This window comes from Micropruina sonneratiae (genome assembly GCF_025972045.1).
Lineage (GTDB): Bacteria > Actinomycetota > Actinomycetes > Propionibacteriales > Propionibacteriaceae > Micropruina > Micropruina sonneratiae.
Genome location: NZ_JAPDHX010000001.1, coordinates 363,231 through 378,912, shown reverse-complemented (window position 1 = coordinate 378,912; position 15,682 = coordinate 363,231). Strand labels below are relative to the sequence as shown.

The window sequence follows — 15,682 nt, the reverse complement described above, 5'->3', positions numbered from 1 at the left end:
GCAGCCAGCGCCGCTCCCGGCCAGGGGTGTTGAGCCGGTCAGCGCTGGACACCGGCGACCCCCTCGTTCAGCTGGTCGAGCTGCACGCCGCGCCAGTCGTTGGGCAGGATGTGGTCGAGCACGTCGTCGACGGTGACCGCGCCGAGCAGCCGATTGTCCTCGTCGACCACCGGCGCGCAGACCAGGTCGTAGGTGGCGAAGTAGCGCGCCACCAGGGCGATGTTCGAGGCCGGGGTCAACGGCGTTATCCCCTTGTCGACCAGGGACGCCGCCAGCACCGAGGGAGGCTCGCGCAGCAACCGCTGAATGTGCACCGCCCCCAGGAACCGCCCGGTCGGGGTGTCCAGCGGCGTCCGGCAGACGAAGGCGAGGCAGGCCAGCGCCGGCGGCAGTTCCTCGTTGCGCATCATCGCCAGGGCGTCGGCCACCGTGGCGTCCGGCGCCAGGATCACCGGCTCGGGCGTCATCAGGCCGCCCGCGGTCGAGGCGTCGTAGGTGAGCAGCGAGCGGACGTCTTCGGCCTCCTCGGGCTCCATCCGCTCCAGGATGTCCTCGGCGACCTCGGGCGCCAGCTCGGCGATCAGGTCGGCGGCGTCGTCGGGATCCATCTCCTCCAGCACGTCGGCGGCCCGCTCGGCCTCCAGCGACTGGATCACCTCGACCTGTTCGTCCTCGGGCAGTTCCTCCAGGGCCTCGGCGAGTAACTCGTCGTCCATCGCCTTGACCACCTCGGCTCGGCGCCGCGGATCCATGTCGTGCAACTCGCGGGCCACGTCGGCCGGCTTCATCTCGGACAACTCGGCGAGCACCTGCTCGGAGCCTCGGCCGGGAATCAGCGTGAAGCTGGGTACCTCGTCCCAGGCGACGATGGTGATGTGCGGCTTGCTGAAGGGCCGCCGCCGCGCCTGGTCGCGCAGGGCCACGTCGGACAGCTCCCAGTCGCGCGGCCGCGCCTGCCGGATGGCCAGGTCGTAGATCGTGTACGGCTCGGGGCTGGCGCGTCGGAACACCGTCCGGTCGAACAGGTCCTCGATGGCCAGGCTCTCGCCCTCACGGGGCTCGAAGCGCCGGGTGTTCACCACCCCGGAGATGATCACCTGGTTGGGGTCGACGGAATGCACCCGCTCCATCGGGAAGAAGATCCGCCGCAGCGCGAACAGCTCCACGACGAGGCCTTTCACCCGTGGCGCACGCTTGCCGGGGCGGTTCTGCAACACGACGTCGCGCACCTTGCCGACCTGGTCGCCGGTGGCGTCCAGCATCGGCAGCCCCTTGATGCGGGAGACGAAGATCGACGAGGTGGAGGGCACGGGTGGAGGGTATCGCGTCCGGCCCGCCCCGGTCAGGAGCGGACGCGCACCGGTCAGGTGGCCTCCGGATCGAACGGGGTCGCCGGACGGGCCGATGGCGTCGCGGCCGCCATCGCATCGGCGGACGCCGGGCGCTCTGTCTCCTCGTCGCCCGAGCCGGCCACGGCGGCGTCCAGGCTGGTGCGGGCGCCCTTCAACTCGGCGGCCACGTCGTCGAGCTCGGCGGTGGCGTCGGGGCCCAGGTGCTTGGCGACGAACGCCTTCGGGTTCAGGTCGGCCAGGTTCAGGTCGGCGTACTCGGGGCCGAGCTCCTCGCGCAGCCTGCCCTGGGCATCGTTGGCGATCCGGCGCACATAGTGCAGGACTCTGGCCGCCTTGCGGGCCAGCTCGGGCAACTTCTCCGGCCCGAACAGCACGATGGCCAACACGAGCAGGAGGATGACCTCGCTCGCGTTGAAATCCATGGCGAGAGCCTAGTGCGGCCGGCTGGGAACCGGCTGTGTCACAGGCCCGCGGCGTCCAGCAGTGCCACGAAGGCGTCCGACTGCTCGGGTGAGGCCGGCAGCAACGGACGCCGCAGCACCGCTGGCGCGAAACCGCGGGCGGCCAGCCCGGCCTTGACCAGCATGCAGCCCTGGGTGGCGAACACTCCGGTGAACACCGGCAGCAGCGCCGCGTTCGCGCCGGCCGCACCGGCCACGTCGCCGGCCAGGAACTGCTCGATCAGGGCCTTCATCCGCGCACCGGTGAAGTGCGTGGATGTGCCGACCACACCGACCCCGCCCACGCTGAGCAGCGGCAGCGTGAACGCGTCGTCGCCGGAGTAGAAGGCCAGTGAGGTGGCGGCGATCACCTGGGCGGAGGCGACCGCGTTGCCCTTGGCGTCCTTGACCCCGACGATGTTGGGGTGCTCGGCCAGCGCGATCAGGGTCGGCGTCTCGATCGGCACCCCTGCCCGGTGCGGGATGTCGTACAGCAACACCGGCAGGTCGGTCGCGTCGGCGACGGCGGTGAAGTGCGCGGCCAGGGCGTCCTGCGGCGGCTTGGAGTAGTAGGGGGTCACGACCAGCAGGCCGTCGGCTCCGGCGGCCGCTGCCTGGGACGCGAGCTCGAGGGTGTGCGCGGTGTCGTTGGTGCCCACCCCGGCGACGACCTTGGCCCGGTCGCCGATGGTGTCCTTCACCACGGCCAGCAGCTCGGCCTTCTCTGCGTCCGAGGTGGTCGGCGACTCGCCGGTGGTGCCGTTGATGACGAGCGAATCATTGGCCTGCTCGTCGACCAGGTACGCCGCGAGCTTTCGTGCCTGCGCCAGGTCGACCGCCCCGTCAGCGGTGAACGGGGTGACCATCGCGGTGAGCACACGGCCGAAGACAGGCTGGGACATGGTGGGCAGTGTAACGGGGCCCCCCTGCGTGGTGGGCGAGGCGGCGCCGGGCCGCACGGCTTCGGTAGGGTGAGGCCTGTGAGTCCTGCATCGCGCTCGGCGGCCAAGGCTGCCACCCCGTCCCCGTCCTGGGGGTTCTCCGAGTCGTTCGTTGCCGACGACGACACCATGCGGCTGGCCCGGGCGGCCAGCCGCCAGCTCGGCCTGAGCGGCGCCAGCCAGGGCGTCACGTCGGCGCTGACCCTGCTGGCCACCCTGCTCAAGGCCCGCGCCGTGGTCGAGATCGGCACCGGCGCCGGGGTGTCCGGGCTGGCGTTGCTGCGCGGCATGGTGCCCGAGGGCATCCTGACCAGCATCGATCTGGAGAACGAGCATCAGGTCGCCGCCCGGCAGGTGTTCGCGGCCGAGGGCGTCCCGAACCGGCGGGCCCGGCTGATCGCCGGCGCCGCGCTCAGCGTGCTGCCCAAGCTCAGCGATGGCGCCTACGACATGGTCGTGGTGGACGGCGACCCGCTTGAGTTCGTCGAGTACGTGGCCCAGGCACAGCGATTGCTCCGCAGCGGAGGTGTGCTGGTGCTCAACCACGCCCTGTGGAAGGGCCACGTGGCCGACGAGGCCAACGAGGACGATGAGACCCTGATCATCCGGGAGGCCCTCGAGGCGGTGCAGGAGATCGAGGACTTCACCGCCACCCTGCTGCCGATCGGTGACGGGCTGCTGGTGGCCGTCAAGGCCTGAGGGCCTGCCCGGGGATCGGGCAAGCCGTCACCGGCGGGAGTGCGTTCTCATCAACGCTGACTACTTTCGGGTCGCGCGCCTACTTTCGCGTCACAACACGAGAACAGCCGGGCTATGCGAGAACAGTGGGCGTTGCTGAGAACCGCGGCCCCCGCGGTGCGGACGCCGGGGCGGTAACTCCTGACCCGAGTCGGTGCACCCCACCGAGCGGACGCCCGGCCACGCCCCCAGACCCGAATCGGGGCACCCCACCAAGCGGACGCCGGCACGCCGGCGTCCGCGGATGGGCAGAACCTACGGGCTGGGTACCGGGAAGTTCTTCGGCACCACGGTCAGGCCGTCCTCGACGTAGAACCCGCGGGCCCGGTCGTGCTCGGGGTCGACGCCGACCTCGACACCGTCGGGGATGTGCACGTTCTTGTCCAGGATGGCCCGGCGCACCACCGCGTTGCGGCCGATCCGGGAGCCGGGGAAGATGATCGACTCCTCGACCTTCGCCCACTTGTCGACCACCACGTTCGGCGACAGCACCGACCGGTCCACGTCACCGCCGGAGATGATGCAGCCGGCGCTGACGATGGAATCCTCGGCGTTGCCGCGCAGGGTGAACTTCGCCCCGGGCAGTTGCGCCTGGTCGGTGAAGATCGGCCACTTGCGGTTGTACAGGTTGAAGTCGGGATCGACCGAGATCAGGTCCATGTGGGCGTTGTGGTAGGCCTGCAGGGTGCCCACGTCGCGCCAGTAGTTCTTGTCGCGTTCGGTCACGCCGGGCACGGCGTTCAGCGTGAAGTCGTACACGCCGGCGTCGCCGGCATTGACGAAATCGGGGACGATGTTGCCACCCATGTCGTGTTTGGTGTCGCGCGACGCGTCGTCGTTCAACGCCTCGACGAACGCCTTGCGGGTGAAGATGTAGTTGCCCATCGAGGCGAACGACTCCTCGGGGCTGTCCGGCAGCCCCGGCGGGTCGGCCGGCTTCTCCAGGAACGTCTTGATCTTGGCGTTCTCGTCGGCGTCGATCACCCCGAAGGCGGTCGCCTCCGCCCGCGGCACCCGGATGCCGGCCACGGTGCAACCGAAGCCCGACTCGATGTGCTGGTCGAGCATCTGCCCCACGTCCATGCGGTAGATGTTGTCCGCGCCGAAGACCACCACGTAGTCGGGATCCTCGTCGTTGATCAGGTTCATCGACTGGAAGATGGCGTCGGCGCTGCCCTGGTACCACTGCTTTCCGGTGCGCTGCTGCGCCGGGACCGAGGTGATGTACGCACCGAGCAGCGTCGACATCCGCCAGGTCACCGAGATGTGCCGGTCGAGCGAATGCGACTTGTACTGGGTGAGCACGCAGATCTTGCGCAGGTCGGAGTTCACCAGGTTGGACAGCACGAAGTCGATCAGTCGGTAGGTGCCACCGAAGGGTACGGCCGGCTTGGCGCGGTCGGCCGTCAGTGGCATCAACCGCTTGCCTTCGCCCCCGGCGAGAACGATGGCCAGGACGTTCGGAACAGTCATGCTCCGAACATAGGGCCACCCGGACGCGGGGGACAGTCCTAACGATGAAATTGTCCGCCGGTTCGGCACTGGCTTGGGCGGATGCCGCCGATTCGGCCCAAGTCCCGCGCCAACCCCTCCCCAGGCCCGCCGCGGTGTGCCACGATCCGTGCATGGCATTGCGTGTATCCATCCTCACCCGTGAGTACCCTCCGCACATCTACGGCGGCGCCGGCGTCCACGTCGGTCAGCTGGTTCCGCAGCTGCGCAAGTTCTGCGACCTGGTCGACGTGCAGTGCATGGGCGAGCCGCGCGAGGGAGCGACGGCGCACCCCGAGGACTACCCGCCGGGAGCCAACGCCGCGCTGCGCACCCTGGGCGCCGATATGTCGATGGCGGCGGCGATCCCAGAGGTCGACGTCATCCACTCCCACACCTGGTACGCCCAGTTCGCCGGCATCGTGGCCGGCAGGTTCCAGGACGTCCCTACCGTGGTCACCGCCCACTCGCTGGAGCCCGACCGGCCCTGGAAGGTCGAGCAGCTGGGCGGCGGCTACCGGGTCAGTTCGTGGATCGAGAAGACCGCCTACGCCGAGGCGGACGCCATCATCGCGGTGTCGGCGGCGATGATCGCGAACATCAAGAACGCCTACCCGTTCGTCGACGACGACAAGATCCACGTGGTGAAGAACGGGATCGACCCCGAAGAGTTCAAACCCGACACCAACACCGATGTGATCGACTCCCTCGGCGTCGACCGTGACCGGCCGATCGTCACCTTCGTCGGCCGGATCACCCGGCAGAAGGGGCTGATCCACCTCGTCCGGGCCGCCCAGCAGTTCGACCCCGACACCCAGGTGCTGCTGCTGGCCGGCGCGCCGGACACCCCGGAGATCGCGGCCGAGTTCAATGCCGCCTTCGCCGAACTGGACAAGTCCCGCAGCGGCGTGAAGTGGGTGCAGGAGATGCTGCCCCGCGCCTCGGTGCGACAGGTGCTGACCCATTCGACGCTGTTCGCCTGCCCGTCGATCTACGAACCGTTGGGCATCGTCAACCTGGAGGCGATGGCCTGCGAGACCCCCGTGGTCGCATCGGCCGTCGGCGGCATTCCCGAGGTGGTGGTCGACGGCGAGACCGGGCTGCTGGTGCCCTACGACCCCGAACAGGCCGGCGATCCGGCGTTCATCGAGAACTTCGAGGCGACGTTCGCCGAGCGGGTCAACAGCCTCACCCGCGACCGCGACCGGGCACGCCAGATGGGCCTGGCCGGCCGGCAGCGCTGCATCGACGAGTTCAGCTGGGAGAAGATCGCCCAGGAGACCGTCGACGTGTACGAGCGGGCGATCGCCGCGCACGGCTGACCGGCCCCGGAAGCACAAAGGCCCCCGGTTCACACCGGGGGCCTCGTCGTGTGTGTGTTGTCGGCGACCGCGTTCAGGCGGGATTGACGATGCCGTTCAGGGCCTGATGAAGCTCTGCCGCCTCGGCCGCATTCATTTCGATGACCAGGCGGCCGCCGCCCTCGGCAGGGATCCGCATGGCGATCACGCGCCCTTCCTTGGCCACCTCGATCGGCCCGTCGCCGGTCCGCGGCTTCATTGCTGCCATTGCTCACCCTCGTTCTGGTTGGGGACTTCCGTCGTCCATTATTCCAGACGGCTGTGTCCCGTGCCCGGAGCTCCTGTCGTCGCCCTGTGCGGCCGGGTCGGGGGGATCGACGGGCGAGCCCTCCGTCGGTCCGGACGCCTCGGCGGCCCACCCGCTCCCCTCCTCCTCGATGGGACCGTCCGCCGGGCCGTCGGCGGGGTGTTCGACGACCTGGATGCGAGGGGCCCCCGGCGTGCGGTGGCGGTCGAGTTGCCTGGCCAGCCGGTCCAGCAGCTCGTCCACCTGATCCATCGAGTATCCGCGCGGCACCACCGCGAACCGCAGCCCCCGCAGGTCGTCGCCCGCGATCGGTCCGGTCGGTATGTGCGGACGCGGGGTGTCGGTCACCGTCCCCGGCAGCTCACCCAGTCGTCCGGACGCCGCCACGGCGGCCAACCCCAGCACGCCGACGGCGATCATCCACAACACCCACTGCATGCGGCGATCCTCTCACGTCCCGCTGCCGGCGGGCCGTGGCGCGGTCACCGCGCGGATCACGTCCTCGACATTGTCGGTGACGGTGACGAGGTCGAGATCGACCTCGGAGACGTAGCCACCGCCCAGCACCTGGTCGCGCACCCAGTCGAGCAGCGGCCCCCAGAAGCTGGTGCCGTAGAGCACGATCGGGAACGAGGTCACCTTGCGGGTCTGCACCAGGGTCAGGGCCTCGAACAGCTCGTCGAAGGTGCCGAACCCGCCCGGCATCACCACGAAGCCTTTGGAGTACTTCAGGAACATCACCTTGCGGGCGAAGAAGTAGCGGAAGTTGATGCCGAGCGTCACGTGCTTGTTGAGCGACTGCTCGAAGGGCAGTTCGATGCCGAGCCCGACCGACACCCCGCCGGCCTGCGCGGCCCCCTTGTTGACCGCCTCCATGATGCCGGGCCCGCCGCCGGTGATCGCAGCGAAGCCCGCCTCGGCCAGCCCGCGGCCGATCTCGACCCCGGCCTGCCAGACCGGGCTGTTCTTCGGCGTCCGGGCCGAGCCGAAGACGCCGATGGCGGGGCCCAGTTCGGCCAGCGTGCCGAAGCCCTCAACGAACTCGGCCTGGATGCGCATGATCCGCCACGGGTCGGTGTGCACCCAGCCCGCGTCGCCGCGGCCGGCGAGCAGCCGCTGGTCGGTGGTGGTGGCCTGAACCTGTCCCTGGCGGCGGATGACCGGGCCCTGGGTGCGCGTGCGCTTGCTCACGTCGTTCAGACTAGTGGGACGCCGGGCGCCGGTTCAGCGCACCCAGCCGTCCAGCCGGTCGGTGGTCAGCGCATCGCCGAGCCGCCGGATGCGCTCGGCGTCCGGCCGCAGATAGGGCGCCCCGGACGCCGTGGTGCCGCGGCCGGCGGTGGGCAGTTCGATGGTGCGCAACGCGCGGTGGCTGACGCTCACCCGCAGGTCGATGAACAACCGGACCATCGCGGCGGTGTCGAGCCCCGAGTCGACGACGAGGTCGCCGGCCAGTTGGTTCAGCACCGCCTTGACGGTGCCCGGGTTGAGCAGTGCCTTGCTGGTCAGCAGGCGTTCCACGATGCCCTGCAGCACCAGACGCTGCGACTCGGCCCGGTCGAGGTCGCCGGGCCGGCCGTCGCCCTGCCGGACGAACGCGAGCGCCTCCTGGCCGTGCAGGATGATCGGGCCGCGGGTGAACACGTGCCCGTCGGCGCTCGAGGCGAGCGGGTTGTTCACGGTGATTCCGTCGAGCAGGTCGATCAGCCGCGCCATCGCCTCCAGCCTGGTGACCGCCACATGGTCGACCCGGACCTGCAGCAGGTCCTCCAGCGCGGTCACCACACCGGCCGATCCGACCCGTGCGAACGCTGCACCGATCGGCTCCTGCCCGCCGCCGCTCAACGGCACCAGCAGTTCGCGCGGCACCGACAGCACGTGCACCTGGTCGCGGTCGGCGTCCACGTGCACCATCAGCAGCACCTCGGCGGCACCGGACGACGACGCGTCGGTGCCGATCAGCATCAGGTTCAGGGCGCCGTCCACCCCGGCCCGGGCCACCGGGTCGGTGCGCCCCGGCAGCAGCGACGGGTCGCGGCGGATGCCGGCCACGGCCAGCCACAGCGATCCGACAGCCGCGACCGCCACAATGGCAACAGCCAGCAGTACGGCGAGCAACCCCGCGCCCGCACGCCGGTACCTCCGGAGGCGGGGCCGATGCGGCCGCGCGCCGGAATAGGTCAGGAACTCGCTAATCCGATCCCCCCGGGTCGGCTCAAGGTCGCCCCGGTCCCCTCCCGAAGGACCGGCGGCGACGCAAGCGTACACGGCCGGGTCTCCCACGACGCCCACCGGCCCGCTCGGGTGTGCTGTCGCGCTGGGCCGACCGCACGCTGCCGGGGGTCAGCCGAGCCAGCGCAGCAACGCGTCGCGGCAGCGGAACAGGTCCGCCACCGGGCAGAACTCGTCGTCGGCATGCGCCTTCTCGGGATTGCCCGGCCCGAAGTTGACCGCCGGGACGCCGAGCGCGGAGAAGCGCGCGACGTCGGTCCAGCCGAACTTGGCGGAGGGCTCACCGCCGACCGCCTCGACGAAGGCGGCGGCCGCCGGGCGGTCGAGTCCCGGCCGGGCGCCTGCGGCGGCGTCGGTCACCTCGAGGTCGAAGCCGGCCAGCACCTCGCGGACGTAGGCCTTGGCCTGCTCGACGCTGCGGTGCGGGGCGAAGCGGTAGTTGATCGTGACGGTGGCCCGGTCGGGGATCACGTTGCCGGCGATGCCGCCGCTGATGGCGACCGCGTTGAGACCCTCGTGGAAACGCAGCCCGTCGACCACCGGCTGCTCGGCGACGTGATCGCGCAGCCGGTCCAGCACCGGGCCGATGTCGTGGATGGCGTTGTGTCCCTTCCAGGACCGGGCCGAGTGGGCGGCGGTGCCGGTGGTGGTGACGGTGAACCGCAGGGTGCCCTGGCAGCCGCCCTCGACCCGGGCGTTCGACGGCTCCATCAGCACCGCGAAGTCGCCCGCCAACAGGTCGGGCCGTTGTGCGGCGATCCGGGTCAGCGAGTTCGCCGCCGACTCGACCTCCTCGTGGTCGTAGAAGATCCAGGTGAGGTCGCGGTTGGGAGCGGTCAGCTGGGTCGCGACCGCCAGCATCACCGCGACCCCGCCCTTCATGTCGCAACTCCCCCGCCCGTACACCAGCCCGTCGCTGATCCGGGCGGGCAGGTTGCCCGCAACGGGAACGGTGTCGAGGTGACCGGCGATCACCACCCGCTCGGCGCGACCCAGGTCGGTCCGGGCGACGACCGTGTCGCCGTCGCGCAGCACCGCCAGATGCGGCAGCGGGGCCAGGGCCGCCTCGACGGCGTCCGCCAGTTCGCGCTCGTTGCCACTGACCGACTCGATGTCGACGATGTCGGTGAGCAGCGTGACCAGGTCGCCGCGGGGGTCCAGCTTCATGGATTCAACCTAGCGCCTGCCCCCGGGAGGGTCCGGAGCCGGCCGGTAGGCTGGCGGCATGACCGACACCCGCTCAGCCTGGGGCTGGGGCCTGGCCAGCATTCATGCCTCCGGACAGGTGCTGGACACCTGGTTCCCCGACCCGCAACTCGGCCCGGCGTCCGCCGACACCCCGCCCAAGCCCCTCGTCGCAGCCCAGTTCGAGGACGACCTGCGGGGCGTCCGGACCGAGGCGGTGCAGGTCGAGATCGAGCTGGACGAGCCGCCCGCGAAGACCTCGGACGCCTACCTGCGGCTACACCTGCTGAGCCATCGCCTGGTGCGCCCCCGCGAGGTGAACCTCGACGGCATCTTCGGCGTCCTGCCGAACGTGGTGTGGACGTCGGCCGGCCCGTGCGCCGTGGAGGGCTTCGAACAGGTCCGGATCGCGCTCAAGGTGAGCCGCGGGCACGTCACCGTCTTCGGGGTCGACAAGTTCCCGAGGATGGTCGACTACGTGGTGCCCTCGGGGGTGCGGGTGGCGGACGCCGACCGCGTCCGGCTGGGCGCGCACCTGGCGTCCGGCACGACGGTGATGCACGAAGGCTTCGTCAACTACAACGCCGGCACCCTCGGCACCTCGATGGTGGAGGGCCGGATCTCGGCCGGGGTGGTGGTCGGCGACGGCAGCGACATCGGCGGCGGAGCCTCGATCATGGGCACCCTGTCCGGTGGCGGCAAGGAACAGGTGACCATCGGCGAACGCTGCCTGCTCGGCGCCGAATCGGGCCTCGGCATCTCGCTGGGCGACGACTGCACGATCGAGGCGGGCCTCTACGTGACGGCCGGCACCAAGGTGACCCTGCCCGACGGCTCGGTGGTCAAGGCGGTCGAACTGTCCGGGCGCTCGGGCCTGCTGTACCTGCGCAACTCGGTGACCGGCGCCGTCCAGGTGCGGCCCACGACGGGTGGCTCTTTCGAACTGAACGCCGCGCTGCACGCGAACTGATGCGTCCCAACTGGGGGCGGATCGCCCTCGTCCTGGCTGTGGTGGCGGTGCTGGGTGGCCTGGTCTGGGCCGCGGCTGTGGTCTGGTCCGGTGTCACCCGGCAGCCGCTGCCGTTGGACGACCAGTGCCGCGCCCAGGTCGGCGACGGCACGGTGACGCTCATCCCCGAACAAGCCGTCAACGCGACCCTGATCGCTTCGGTCGCGGCCCGGCGCGGGCTGCCCCCGCGGGCCGTCAGCATCGCCCTGGCCACCGCCTACCAGGAGTCGGGGATCCGCAACCTCGACTACGGCCACGCCGACTCGGTCGGGTTGTTCCAGCAGCGGCCCAGCCAGGGCTGGGGCACGGTCAAGCAGATCATGGACCCGTACTACTCGGCCGGGAAGTTCTACGAGGCGCTGGTGAAGGTGAAGGGCTGGCGCACCGGCGACATCAACGACGTCGCGCAGAAGGTGCAACGCTCGGCCCACCCCGAGGCCTACCGCAAGCACGTCAGCAAGGCCCGGGTGCTGGCCAGCGCCCTGACCGGCGAGACGCCGGCCGCTTTCAGCTGCACCGTCGAGTCACCGAAGGCCGCGGACGCCGGAGGCCTGGCCGCGCTGGTGAAGAAGTCCTACCGAGGCCTGGTGAGCACGAAGGTGACCGGGGACGGCGTCGTCGCCGAGGCGTCCAACGAGGCGACGGCCTGGGCGGTGGCCAACCTCGCGCTCGCCCACACCGGCGACTTCGGCGTCTCGCGGGTCAGCGTCGGTGCCGCCGACTGGGTGCACGACCCGGGCAGGCTGGCGCCGTGGACGTCCATCGGTGGCGGACGGATCGTGACGATCGCGCTGCGGGACTAGGAGCTGCGGCTGGGCGTGGGGTCCTGGCGTGGAGTGTCCGGGAGGGTGCGTTACGGAGGGTGGGTCGTTCTCTACAACGCCGACTGTTCTCACCTACGCCGACTGTTCTCGCGTTGCAACAGGAAAGCAGACACCGAAGGCGAAGTAGCCACCGTTGATGAGAACGCCCAACCCCGGACGAACCCGAAGCACGCACGAACCAGGCACGCTGACGCGACGGGCTGCGTCCTCGACGGGCGGACGTGACGGTCGCCGCGCGGGACCAGCCGGAACGGTTCAGCAGGACCAGCCCGAGCGGTTCAGCGGGACCAGCCGGAACGGTTCAGCGGGCGAGCCGGGCCGCGCCGGACGCGATGCGCTCATCGGTCGCGGTGAGCGCCACCCGGACGTGGCGTGCGGACGCCGCACCGTAGAAGTCGCCGGGCGCCACCAGGATGCCTCGGTCGGCCAGCCAGTCGACGCTGGCCCGGCCGTCCTCGTCCCGGGTGCACCACAGGTAGAGCGATCCCTCGGAGTGCTCGACGCGGAAGCCGGCGGCCTCGAGCGCGGGCCGTAGCACCGCACGACGGGCCAGGTAGCGTCCGCGCTGCTCGACCACGTGCGACTGGTCGTCCAGCAGTGCCGCCATCGCGGCCTGAACGGGCGCGGGCACGATGCCCCCGGCATGCTTGCGCAACTCGCGCAGGTCGCTGACCATCTCGGCCTCGCCGGCCACGAAACCGGCCCGGTAGCCGGCCAGGTTCGATCGCTTGGAGAGCGAATGGACGGCCAGCAAACCCTCCAGCGCTCCCCCGTTGACGCTGCGGTGCAGCACCGAGACCGGCTCGGCCTCCCAGCCGAACTCGCCGTAGCACTCGTCCGAGGCCAGCACCGAGCCGCGCGCCCGGCAGTAGTTGACCCAGCCCGCCAGCCGCTGCCGGGACAGGATCTCGCCGTGCGGATTGGCCGGCGAGTTGATCCAGACCAGCGCCGGGGACAGCGCCTCGATCTCGTCCGGGTCGTCGCAGGCCACGACGCGGGCGCCGGCCAGGCGTCCGCCCACCTCGTACGTCGGGTAGGCGACGCGCGGGATGACGACGATGTCGTCGGGTCCCAGGCCGAGCAGGTGCGGCAACGCAGCGACCAGCTCCTTGGTGCCGATCACCGGCAGCACACCCTCGTCGGCGACCGGCACGGCGTCCCAGCGGGTGGCCAGGTAGCGCCGGATCGACGAGCGAAGCGTCGACGTCCCCCACACGGTCGGGTAGCCGGGGGCGTTCGCCGCTTCGATCAGCGCCCGCCTACCGAGTTCGGGGGTCGGGTCGACCGGGGTGCCGACCGACAGGTCGACGATGCCGTCGGGATGCGCCAGCGCGCGCGCCTTGGCGCCCGCCAGCGAGTCCCACGGGAAGTCCGGCAGGTCGCGGCTGCGAACCCTCACTCGCCCTGCGGGGGCAGGCCGGCCACGTAGGGGTGGTCGGCGTCGATCGGGCCCTGCCGAGCGGCGCCGCCGGGCGAGCCGACGGTGTCGAAGAACTGCACGTTGACGTCGTAGAAGGCCTTCTGGTCGGCGGGGACGTCGTCCTCGTAGTAGATCGCCTCGACCGGGCAGACCGGCTCGCAGGCTCCACAGTCGACGCACTCGTCGGGCTGGATGTACAGCATCCGGTTGCCCTCGTAGATGCAGTCCACGGGACATTCCTCCACGCAAGCCAGGTCTTTGATGTCGACGCAGGGCTGCGTGATGATGTACGTCATCTCGATCCTCTCCGAGCCAATACCGAATCGTCCGACACTCTACCGTGCGGCACGAGAACCACCGCGGGGGTGACCATTGGACGCGCTGGGCCGGCTGCGACCTCCCGCGGCGGTCGGTGAGCGGTTGAGCCTGCGGCTGGCCGGGCCGGCCGGCGATCTGATCGGTTTCGTCACCGGGCTCGATCCGCTGCGCATCGAGGACCGCCATGGCCGGCTGCACACGGTGCCGGCGGGCGGCGTCGTGGCGGTGCGCCGGGTCGGCGTCCCGCTCGGCCGCAATCCGGACGCCGCCGCTCGCGACCTGCTCGACGAGCTGGCCCGCCGCGCCGGGCTGGACGCCGCACTCGAGCCGCGGCGGATGCGGCTGAGCGACGTGGTGGCGGGCCGGACGCCGCCCGCGGCGGTGTTCACGCAACGGGGCAGCTGGAGCGACGGCGTCCACACCGCCCGGGTGGAGGGCGAATGGCTCTCCACCGACGTCACCGACCCCGACCTGCTGGTCGCGCTGGCCTGGTGGGCCGGACGGCAGAACGCCCGCAGCGTGCAGCTGCGGGCGTCCGGCCGGCGTTGAGGTCGGCGACTCAGCGACGGGCGGCGATCACGCCGAACACCAACCCCTGGCCGATGGTGGCACCGGCCCCGGGATAGCTGTCGCCGAAGGCGTTCGCGGCACTGTTGCCGATGGCGTACAGCCCCTCGATCGCCGACCCGTCGGGGCGCAGCACCCGGGCGTCGCCGTCGGCGAGCAGCCCGCCGCAGGCGTCGAGGTCGGACAGCACCACCTTGACCGCGTACAGCGCGCCGGACAGCGGCAGCAGGTTGGGGTTCGGGGTGACGGTCGGGTCGCCGTAGTAGCGGTCGTAGGCGCTGTCGCCGCGGTGGAAGTCGGCGTCGATGGGTCAACTGAGCTCCCCGTCAGCGCGGCGGACGCCGGGATTCGAGCCACGGCCATGGTGGCGAAACACTGTTAGGCTGTTCCGCCCCCGAACCTCCGCCAGGCCGTGCCGTCCGGATTTCAGCCAATGCCGATATACCGATTTTCGACGTCGATGGTGATGTAAACGCTTACATCGCCCATTCGGGGCATCGAGGTCGAAAATCGGTATATCCACGACCGAGGAATGCCGCTGGGTCGGCTTGCCGGTGTCTCGCGCGGGATCCCGGGGGCGGGTCCGGGATGCCCGAGCCGTCGTCAACCCGGCGAACGCCGGGATCCCGCATCGGCACGGATCGCTAGGCTGAGGCACCGTGACCGCAGTGATGATGCCGGGCAAGCCCGTTGCCGATGCCGTTTTCGCCGACCTGGAGCCGCGCATCGCGGCCTTGCGGGCCGGCGGTCGCAACCCGGGGCTTGGCACCATCCTGGTCGGTGACGACTCGGCGTCCGCCGGCTACATCAGGATGAAGCAGGAGCGGGCCGCAGAACTCGGGTTTGGCGGACGCCACGTCCAACTACCCCAGCAGGCCACGCAGTCCGACCTGGTCGCCGCCATCCGCGACTTCAACACCGACGACACCGTCGACGGCGTGCTCATCCAGCACCCGATCCCCGGCCACCTCGACTACGAGGCGGCACTGGCCGAACTCGATCCCGACAAGGACGTCGACGGCGCCCACCCGATGAACATGGGCCGGCTGGCGCTCGGCATGGAGGGACCGCTGCCGTGCACGCCCGCGGGCATCGAGGCGCTGCTGCAACACTACGGCATCGAGGTCGCCGGCCGGAACGTGGCCATCCTGGGCCGAGGCTTCACCCTCGGCCGGCCGCTGTCGATGCTGCTGTCGCTGAAGCGACCCGGCGGCAACGCGGCGGTCACCGTCGTGCACACGGGTGTCCCGAACTGGCCCGACTACACCCGAGCGGCCGATATCGTGATCGCCGCCGCCGGGGTGCCCGGCATCCTGCGGCCCGAGCACATCACCCCCGGCCGGGTGGTCGTCGGCGGCGGCGTCCGCTACGAGGGACGCAGGCTGCTGCCCGACGTCGACGAGGCCTGCAACGAGGTCGCGGGGTGGATCACCCCACGCATCGGCGGGGTCGGGCCGACCACGATCGCGATGCTCTTCCGCAACGCGGTCGAGGCGGCCGAGCGGCGGGCGCGCAACGTACAGGTCTGACGCCTCCGTCGGTCTGGCATCCCCCGCG

General features: G+C 70.8%; 18 protein-coding genes. 6 read left to right on the top strand and 12 right to left on the bottom strand.

The window, feature by feature from the left end:
* Positions 1 to 38 precede the first annotated feature (38 nt).
* From OIE40_RS01835 to dapA, 3 genes are read right to left on the bottom strand one after another with little or no spacing between them, the layout of a single operon-like run.
* Positions 39 to 1,310 (bottom strand): magnesium transporter MgtE N-terminal domain-containing protein, encoded by a 1,272-nt coding sequence (locus tag OIE40_RS01835; RefSeq protein WP_413774447.1) that lies wholly within the window; start codon positions 1,308 to 1,310, stop codon positions 39 to 41.
* 53 nt (positions 1,311 to 1,363) lie between these two features.
* Positions 1,364 to 1,774, bottom strand: a complete 411-nt coding sequence (locus tag OIE40_RS01830) for a sec-independent translocase (RefSeq protein WP_264699371.1) — start codon at positions 1,772 to 1,774, stop codon at positions 1,364 to 1,366.
* Positions 1,775 to 1,812: 38 nt separating this feature from the next.
* On the bottom strand, positions 1,813 to 2,694 hold the full coding sequence (dapA, locus tag OIE40_RS01825; protein WP_264699370.1) for a 4-hydroxy-tetrahydrodipicolinate synthase: 882 nt from the start codon (positions 2,692 to 2,694) through the stop codon (positions 1,813 to 1,815).
* Positions 2,695 to 2,772: 78 nt separating this feature from the next.
* Here dapA and OIE40_RS01820 point away from each other — a divergent pair, with 78 nt between their 5' ends.
* Complete coding sequence (locus tag OIE40_RS01820; protein ID WP_264699368.1) at positions 2,773 to 3,432, top strand: O-methyltransferase; 660 nt, start codon at positions 2,773 to 2,775, stop codon at positions 3,430 to 3,432.
* Positions 3,433 to 3,726: 294 nt separating this feature from the next.
* Here OIE40_RS01820 and glgC read toward each other — a convergent pair whose 3' ends face one another.
* The gene (gene glgC / locus OIE40_RS01815) at positions 3,727 to 4,944 is read right to left on the bottom strand and encodes a glucose-1-phosphate adenylyltransferase (protein ID WP_264699366.1); all 1,218 of its coding nucleotides are present in this window, start codon (positions 4,942 to 4,944) and stop codon (positions 3,727 to 3,729) included.
* A gap of 158 nt (positions 4,945 to 5,102) precedes the next feature.
* On the opposite strand from glgC, the gene glgA reads away from it, so the two are divergent.
* Positions 5,103 to 6,284, top strand: a complete 1,182-nt coding sequence (glgA, locus tag OIE40_RS01810) for a glycogen synthase (RefSeq protein WP_264700656.1) — start codon at positions 5,103 to 5,105, stop codon at positions 6,282 to 6,284.
* A gap of 73 nt (positions 6,285 to 6,357) precedes the next feature.
* Here glgA and OIE40_RS01805 read toward each other — a convergent pair whose 3' ends face one another.
* The 5 genes from OIE40_RS01805 to dapE all read right to left on the bottom strand — a co-directional run bounded on the left by OIE40_RS01805 (position 6,358) and on the right by dapE (position 9,969).
* Complete coding sequence (locus tag OIE40_RS01805; protein WP_264699365.1) at positions 6,358 to 6,531, bottom strand: DUF3117 domain-containing protein; 174 nt, start codon at positions 6,529 to 6,531, stop codon at positions 6,358 to 6,360.
* Positions 6,532 to 6,534: 3 nt separating this feature from the next.
* The gene (locus OIE40_RS01800) at positions 6,535 to 7,008 is read right to left on the bottom strand and encodes a DivIVA domain-containing protein (RefSeq protein WP_264699364.1); all 474 of its coding nucleotides are present in this window, start codon (positions 7,006 to 7,008) and stop codon (positions 6,535 to 6,537) included.
* Between the two features lie 12 nt (positions 7,009 to 7,020).
* On the bottom strand, positions 7,021 to 7,761 hold the full coding sequence (locus OIE40_RS01795) for an LOG family protein (protein ID WP_264699363.1): 741 nt from the start codon (positions 7,759 to 7,761) through the stop codon (positions 7,021 to 7,023).
* Positions 7,762 to 7,794: 33 nt separating this feature from the next.
* Positions 7,795 to 8,658: an LCP family protein gene (locus tag OIE40_RS01790; RefSeq protein ID WP_264699362.1), complete on the bottom strand. Its 864-nt coding sequence runs from the start codon at positions 8,656 to 8,658 to the stop codon at positions 7,795 to 7,797.
* 255 nt (positions 8,659 to 8,913) lie between these two features.
* Positions 8,914 to 9,969, bottom strand: a complete 1,056-nt coding sequence (gene dapE, locus OIE40_RS01785) for a succinyl-diaminopimelate desuccinylase (RefSeq protein ID WP_264699361.1) — start codon at positions 9,967 to 9,969, stop codon at positions 8,914 to 8,916.
* 58 nt (positions 9,970 to 10,027) lie between these two features.
* On the opposite strand from dapE, the gene dapD reads away from it, so the two are divergent.
* Positions 10,028 to 10,957 (top strand): 2,3,4,5-tetrahydropyridine-2,6-dicarboxylate N-succinyltransferase, encoded by a 930-nt coding sequence (gene dapD / locus OIE40_RS01780; protein WP_264699359.1) that lies wholly within the window; start codon positions 10,028 to 10,030, stop codon positions 10,955 to 10,957.
* Complete coding sequence (locus OIE40_RS16885) at positions 10,957 to 11,799, top strand: hypothetical protein (protein ID WP_319805187.1); 843 nt, start codon at positions 10,957 to 10,959, stop codon at positions 11,797 to 11,799. Before dapD ends, OIE40_RS16885 begins: the two co-directional genes overlap by 1 nt.
* Positions 11,800 to 12,121: 322 nt before the next feature.
* Here the strand turns inward: OIE40_RS16885 and dapC are convergent, their stop codons facing one another.
* Positions 12,122 to 13,219 (bottom strand): succinyldiaminopimelate transaminase, encoded by a 1,098-nt coding sequence (gene dapC / locus OIE40_RS01770; protein ID WP_264699357.1) that lies wholly within the window; start codon positions 13,217 to 13,219, stop codon positions 12,122 to 12,124.
* Positions 13,216 to 13,536, bottom strand: coding sequence for a ferredoxin (gene fdxA, locus OIE40_RS01765; RefSeq protein ID WP_264699356.1), 321 nt, complete (start codon positions 13,534 to 13,536; stop codon positions 13,216 to 13,218). The genes dapC and fdxA overlap by 4 nt, the downstream gene beginning before the upstream one ends.
* Positions 13,537 to 13,612: 76 nt before the next feature.
* Between fdxA and OIE40_RS01760 the strand changes: the two genes are divergently transcribed.
* Positions 13,613 to 14,107 carry a hypothetical protein gene (locus tag OIE40_RS01760; protein ID WP_264699354.1) on the top strand — a complete coding sequence of 165 codons (495 nt, stop codon included), beginning with the start codon at positions 13,613 to 13,615 and terminating at the stop codon, positions 14,105 to 14,107.
* 10 nt (positions 14,108 to 14,117) lie between these two features.
* Here OIE40_RS01760 and OIE40_RS01755 read toward each other — a convergent pair whose 3' ends face one another.
* Positions 14,118 to 14,432 (bottom strand): FAD-binding protein, encoded by a 315-nt coding sequence (locus tag OIE40_RS01755; protein WP_264700654.1) that lies wholly within the window; start codon positions 14,430 to 14,432, stop codon positions 14,118 to 14,120.
* Between the two features lie 352 nt (positions 14,433 to 14,784).
* On the opposite strand from OIE40_RS01755, the gene OIE40_RS01750 reads away from it, so the two are divergent.
* The gene (locus tag OIE40_RS01750; RefSeq protein WP_264699352.1) at positions 14,785 to 15,654 is read left to right on the top strand and encodes a bifunctional 5,10-methylenetetrahydrofolate dehydrogenase/5,10-methenyltetrahydrofolate cyclohydrolase; all 870 of its coding nucleotides are present in this window, start codon (positions 14,785 to 14,787) and stop codon (positions 15,652 to 15,654) included.
* The last annotated feature ends 28 nt before the right edge of the window (positions 15,655 to 15,682 follow it).

What these genes read in the sequence shown, in the direction of transcription:
- OIE40_RS01805 (WP_264699365.1), bottom strand. Translation starts at nt 6,531, where the DNA reads ATGGCAGCAATGAAGCCGCGGACCGGCGACGGGCCGATCGAGGTGGCC.
- fdxA (WP_264699356.1), bottom strand. Translation starts at nt 13,536, where the DNA reads ATGACGTACATCATCACGCAGCCCTGCGTCGACATCAAAGACCTGGCT.
- dapD (WP_264699359.1), top strand. Translation starts at nt 10,028, where the DNA reads ATGACCGACACCCGCTCAGCCTGGGGCTGGGGCCTGGCCAGCATTCAT.
- OIE40_RS01800 (WP_264699364.1), bottom strand. Translation starts at nt 7,008, where the DNA reads ATGCAGTGGGTGTTGTGGATGATCGCCGTCGGCGTGCTGGGGTTGGCC.
- dapA (WP_264699370.1), bottom strand. Translation starts at nt 2,694, where the DNA reads ATGTCCCAGCCTGTCTTCGGCCGTGTGCTCACCGCGATGGTCACCCCG.
- OIE40_RS01830 (WP_264699371.1), bottom strand. Translation starts at nt 1,774, where the DNA reads ATGGATTTCAACGCGAGCGAGGTCATCCTCCTGCTCGTGTTGGCCATC.
- glgC (WP_264699366.1), bottom strand. Translation starts at nt 4,944, where the DNA reads ATGACTGTTCCGAACGTCCTGGCCATCGTTCTCGCCGGGGGCGAAGGC.
- dapE (WP_264699361.1), bottom strand. Translation starts at nt 9,969, where the DNA reads ATGAAGCTGGACCCCCGCGGCGACCTGGTCACGCTGCTCACCGACATC.
- OIE40_RS16885 (WP_319805187.1), top strand. Translation starts at nt 10,957, where the DNA reads ATGCGTCCCAACTGGGGGCGGATCGCCCTCGTCCTGGCTGTGGTGGCG.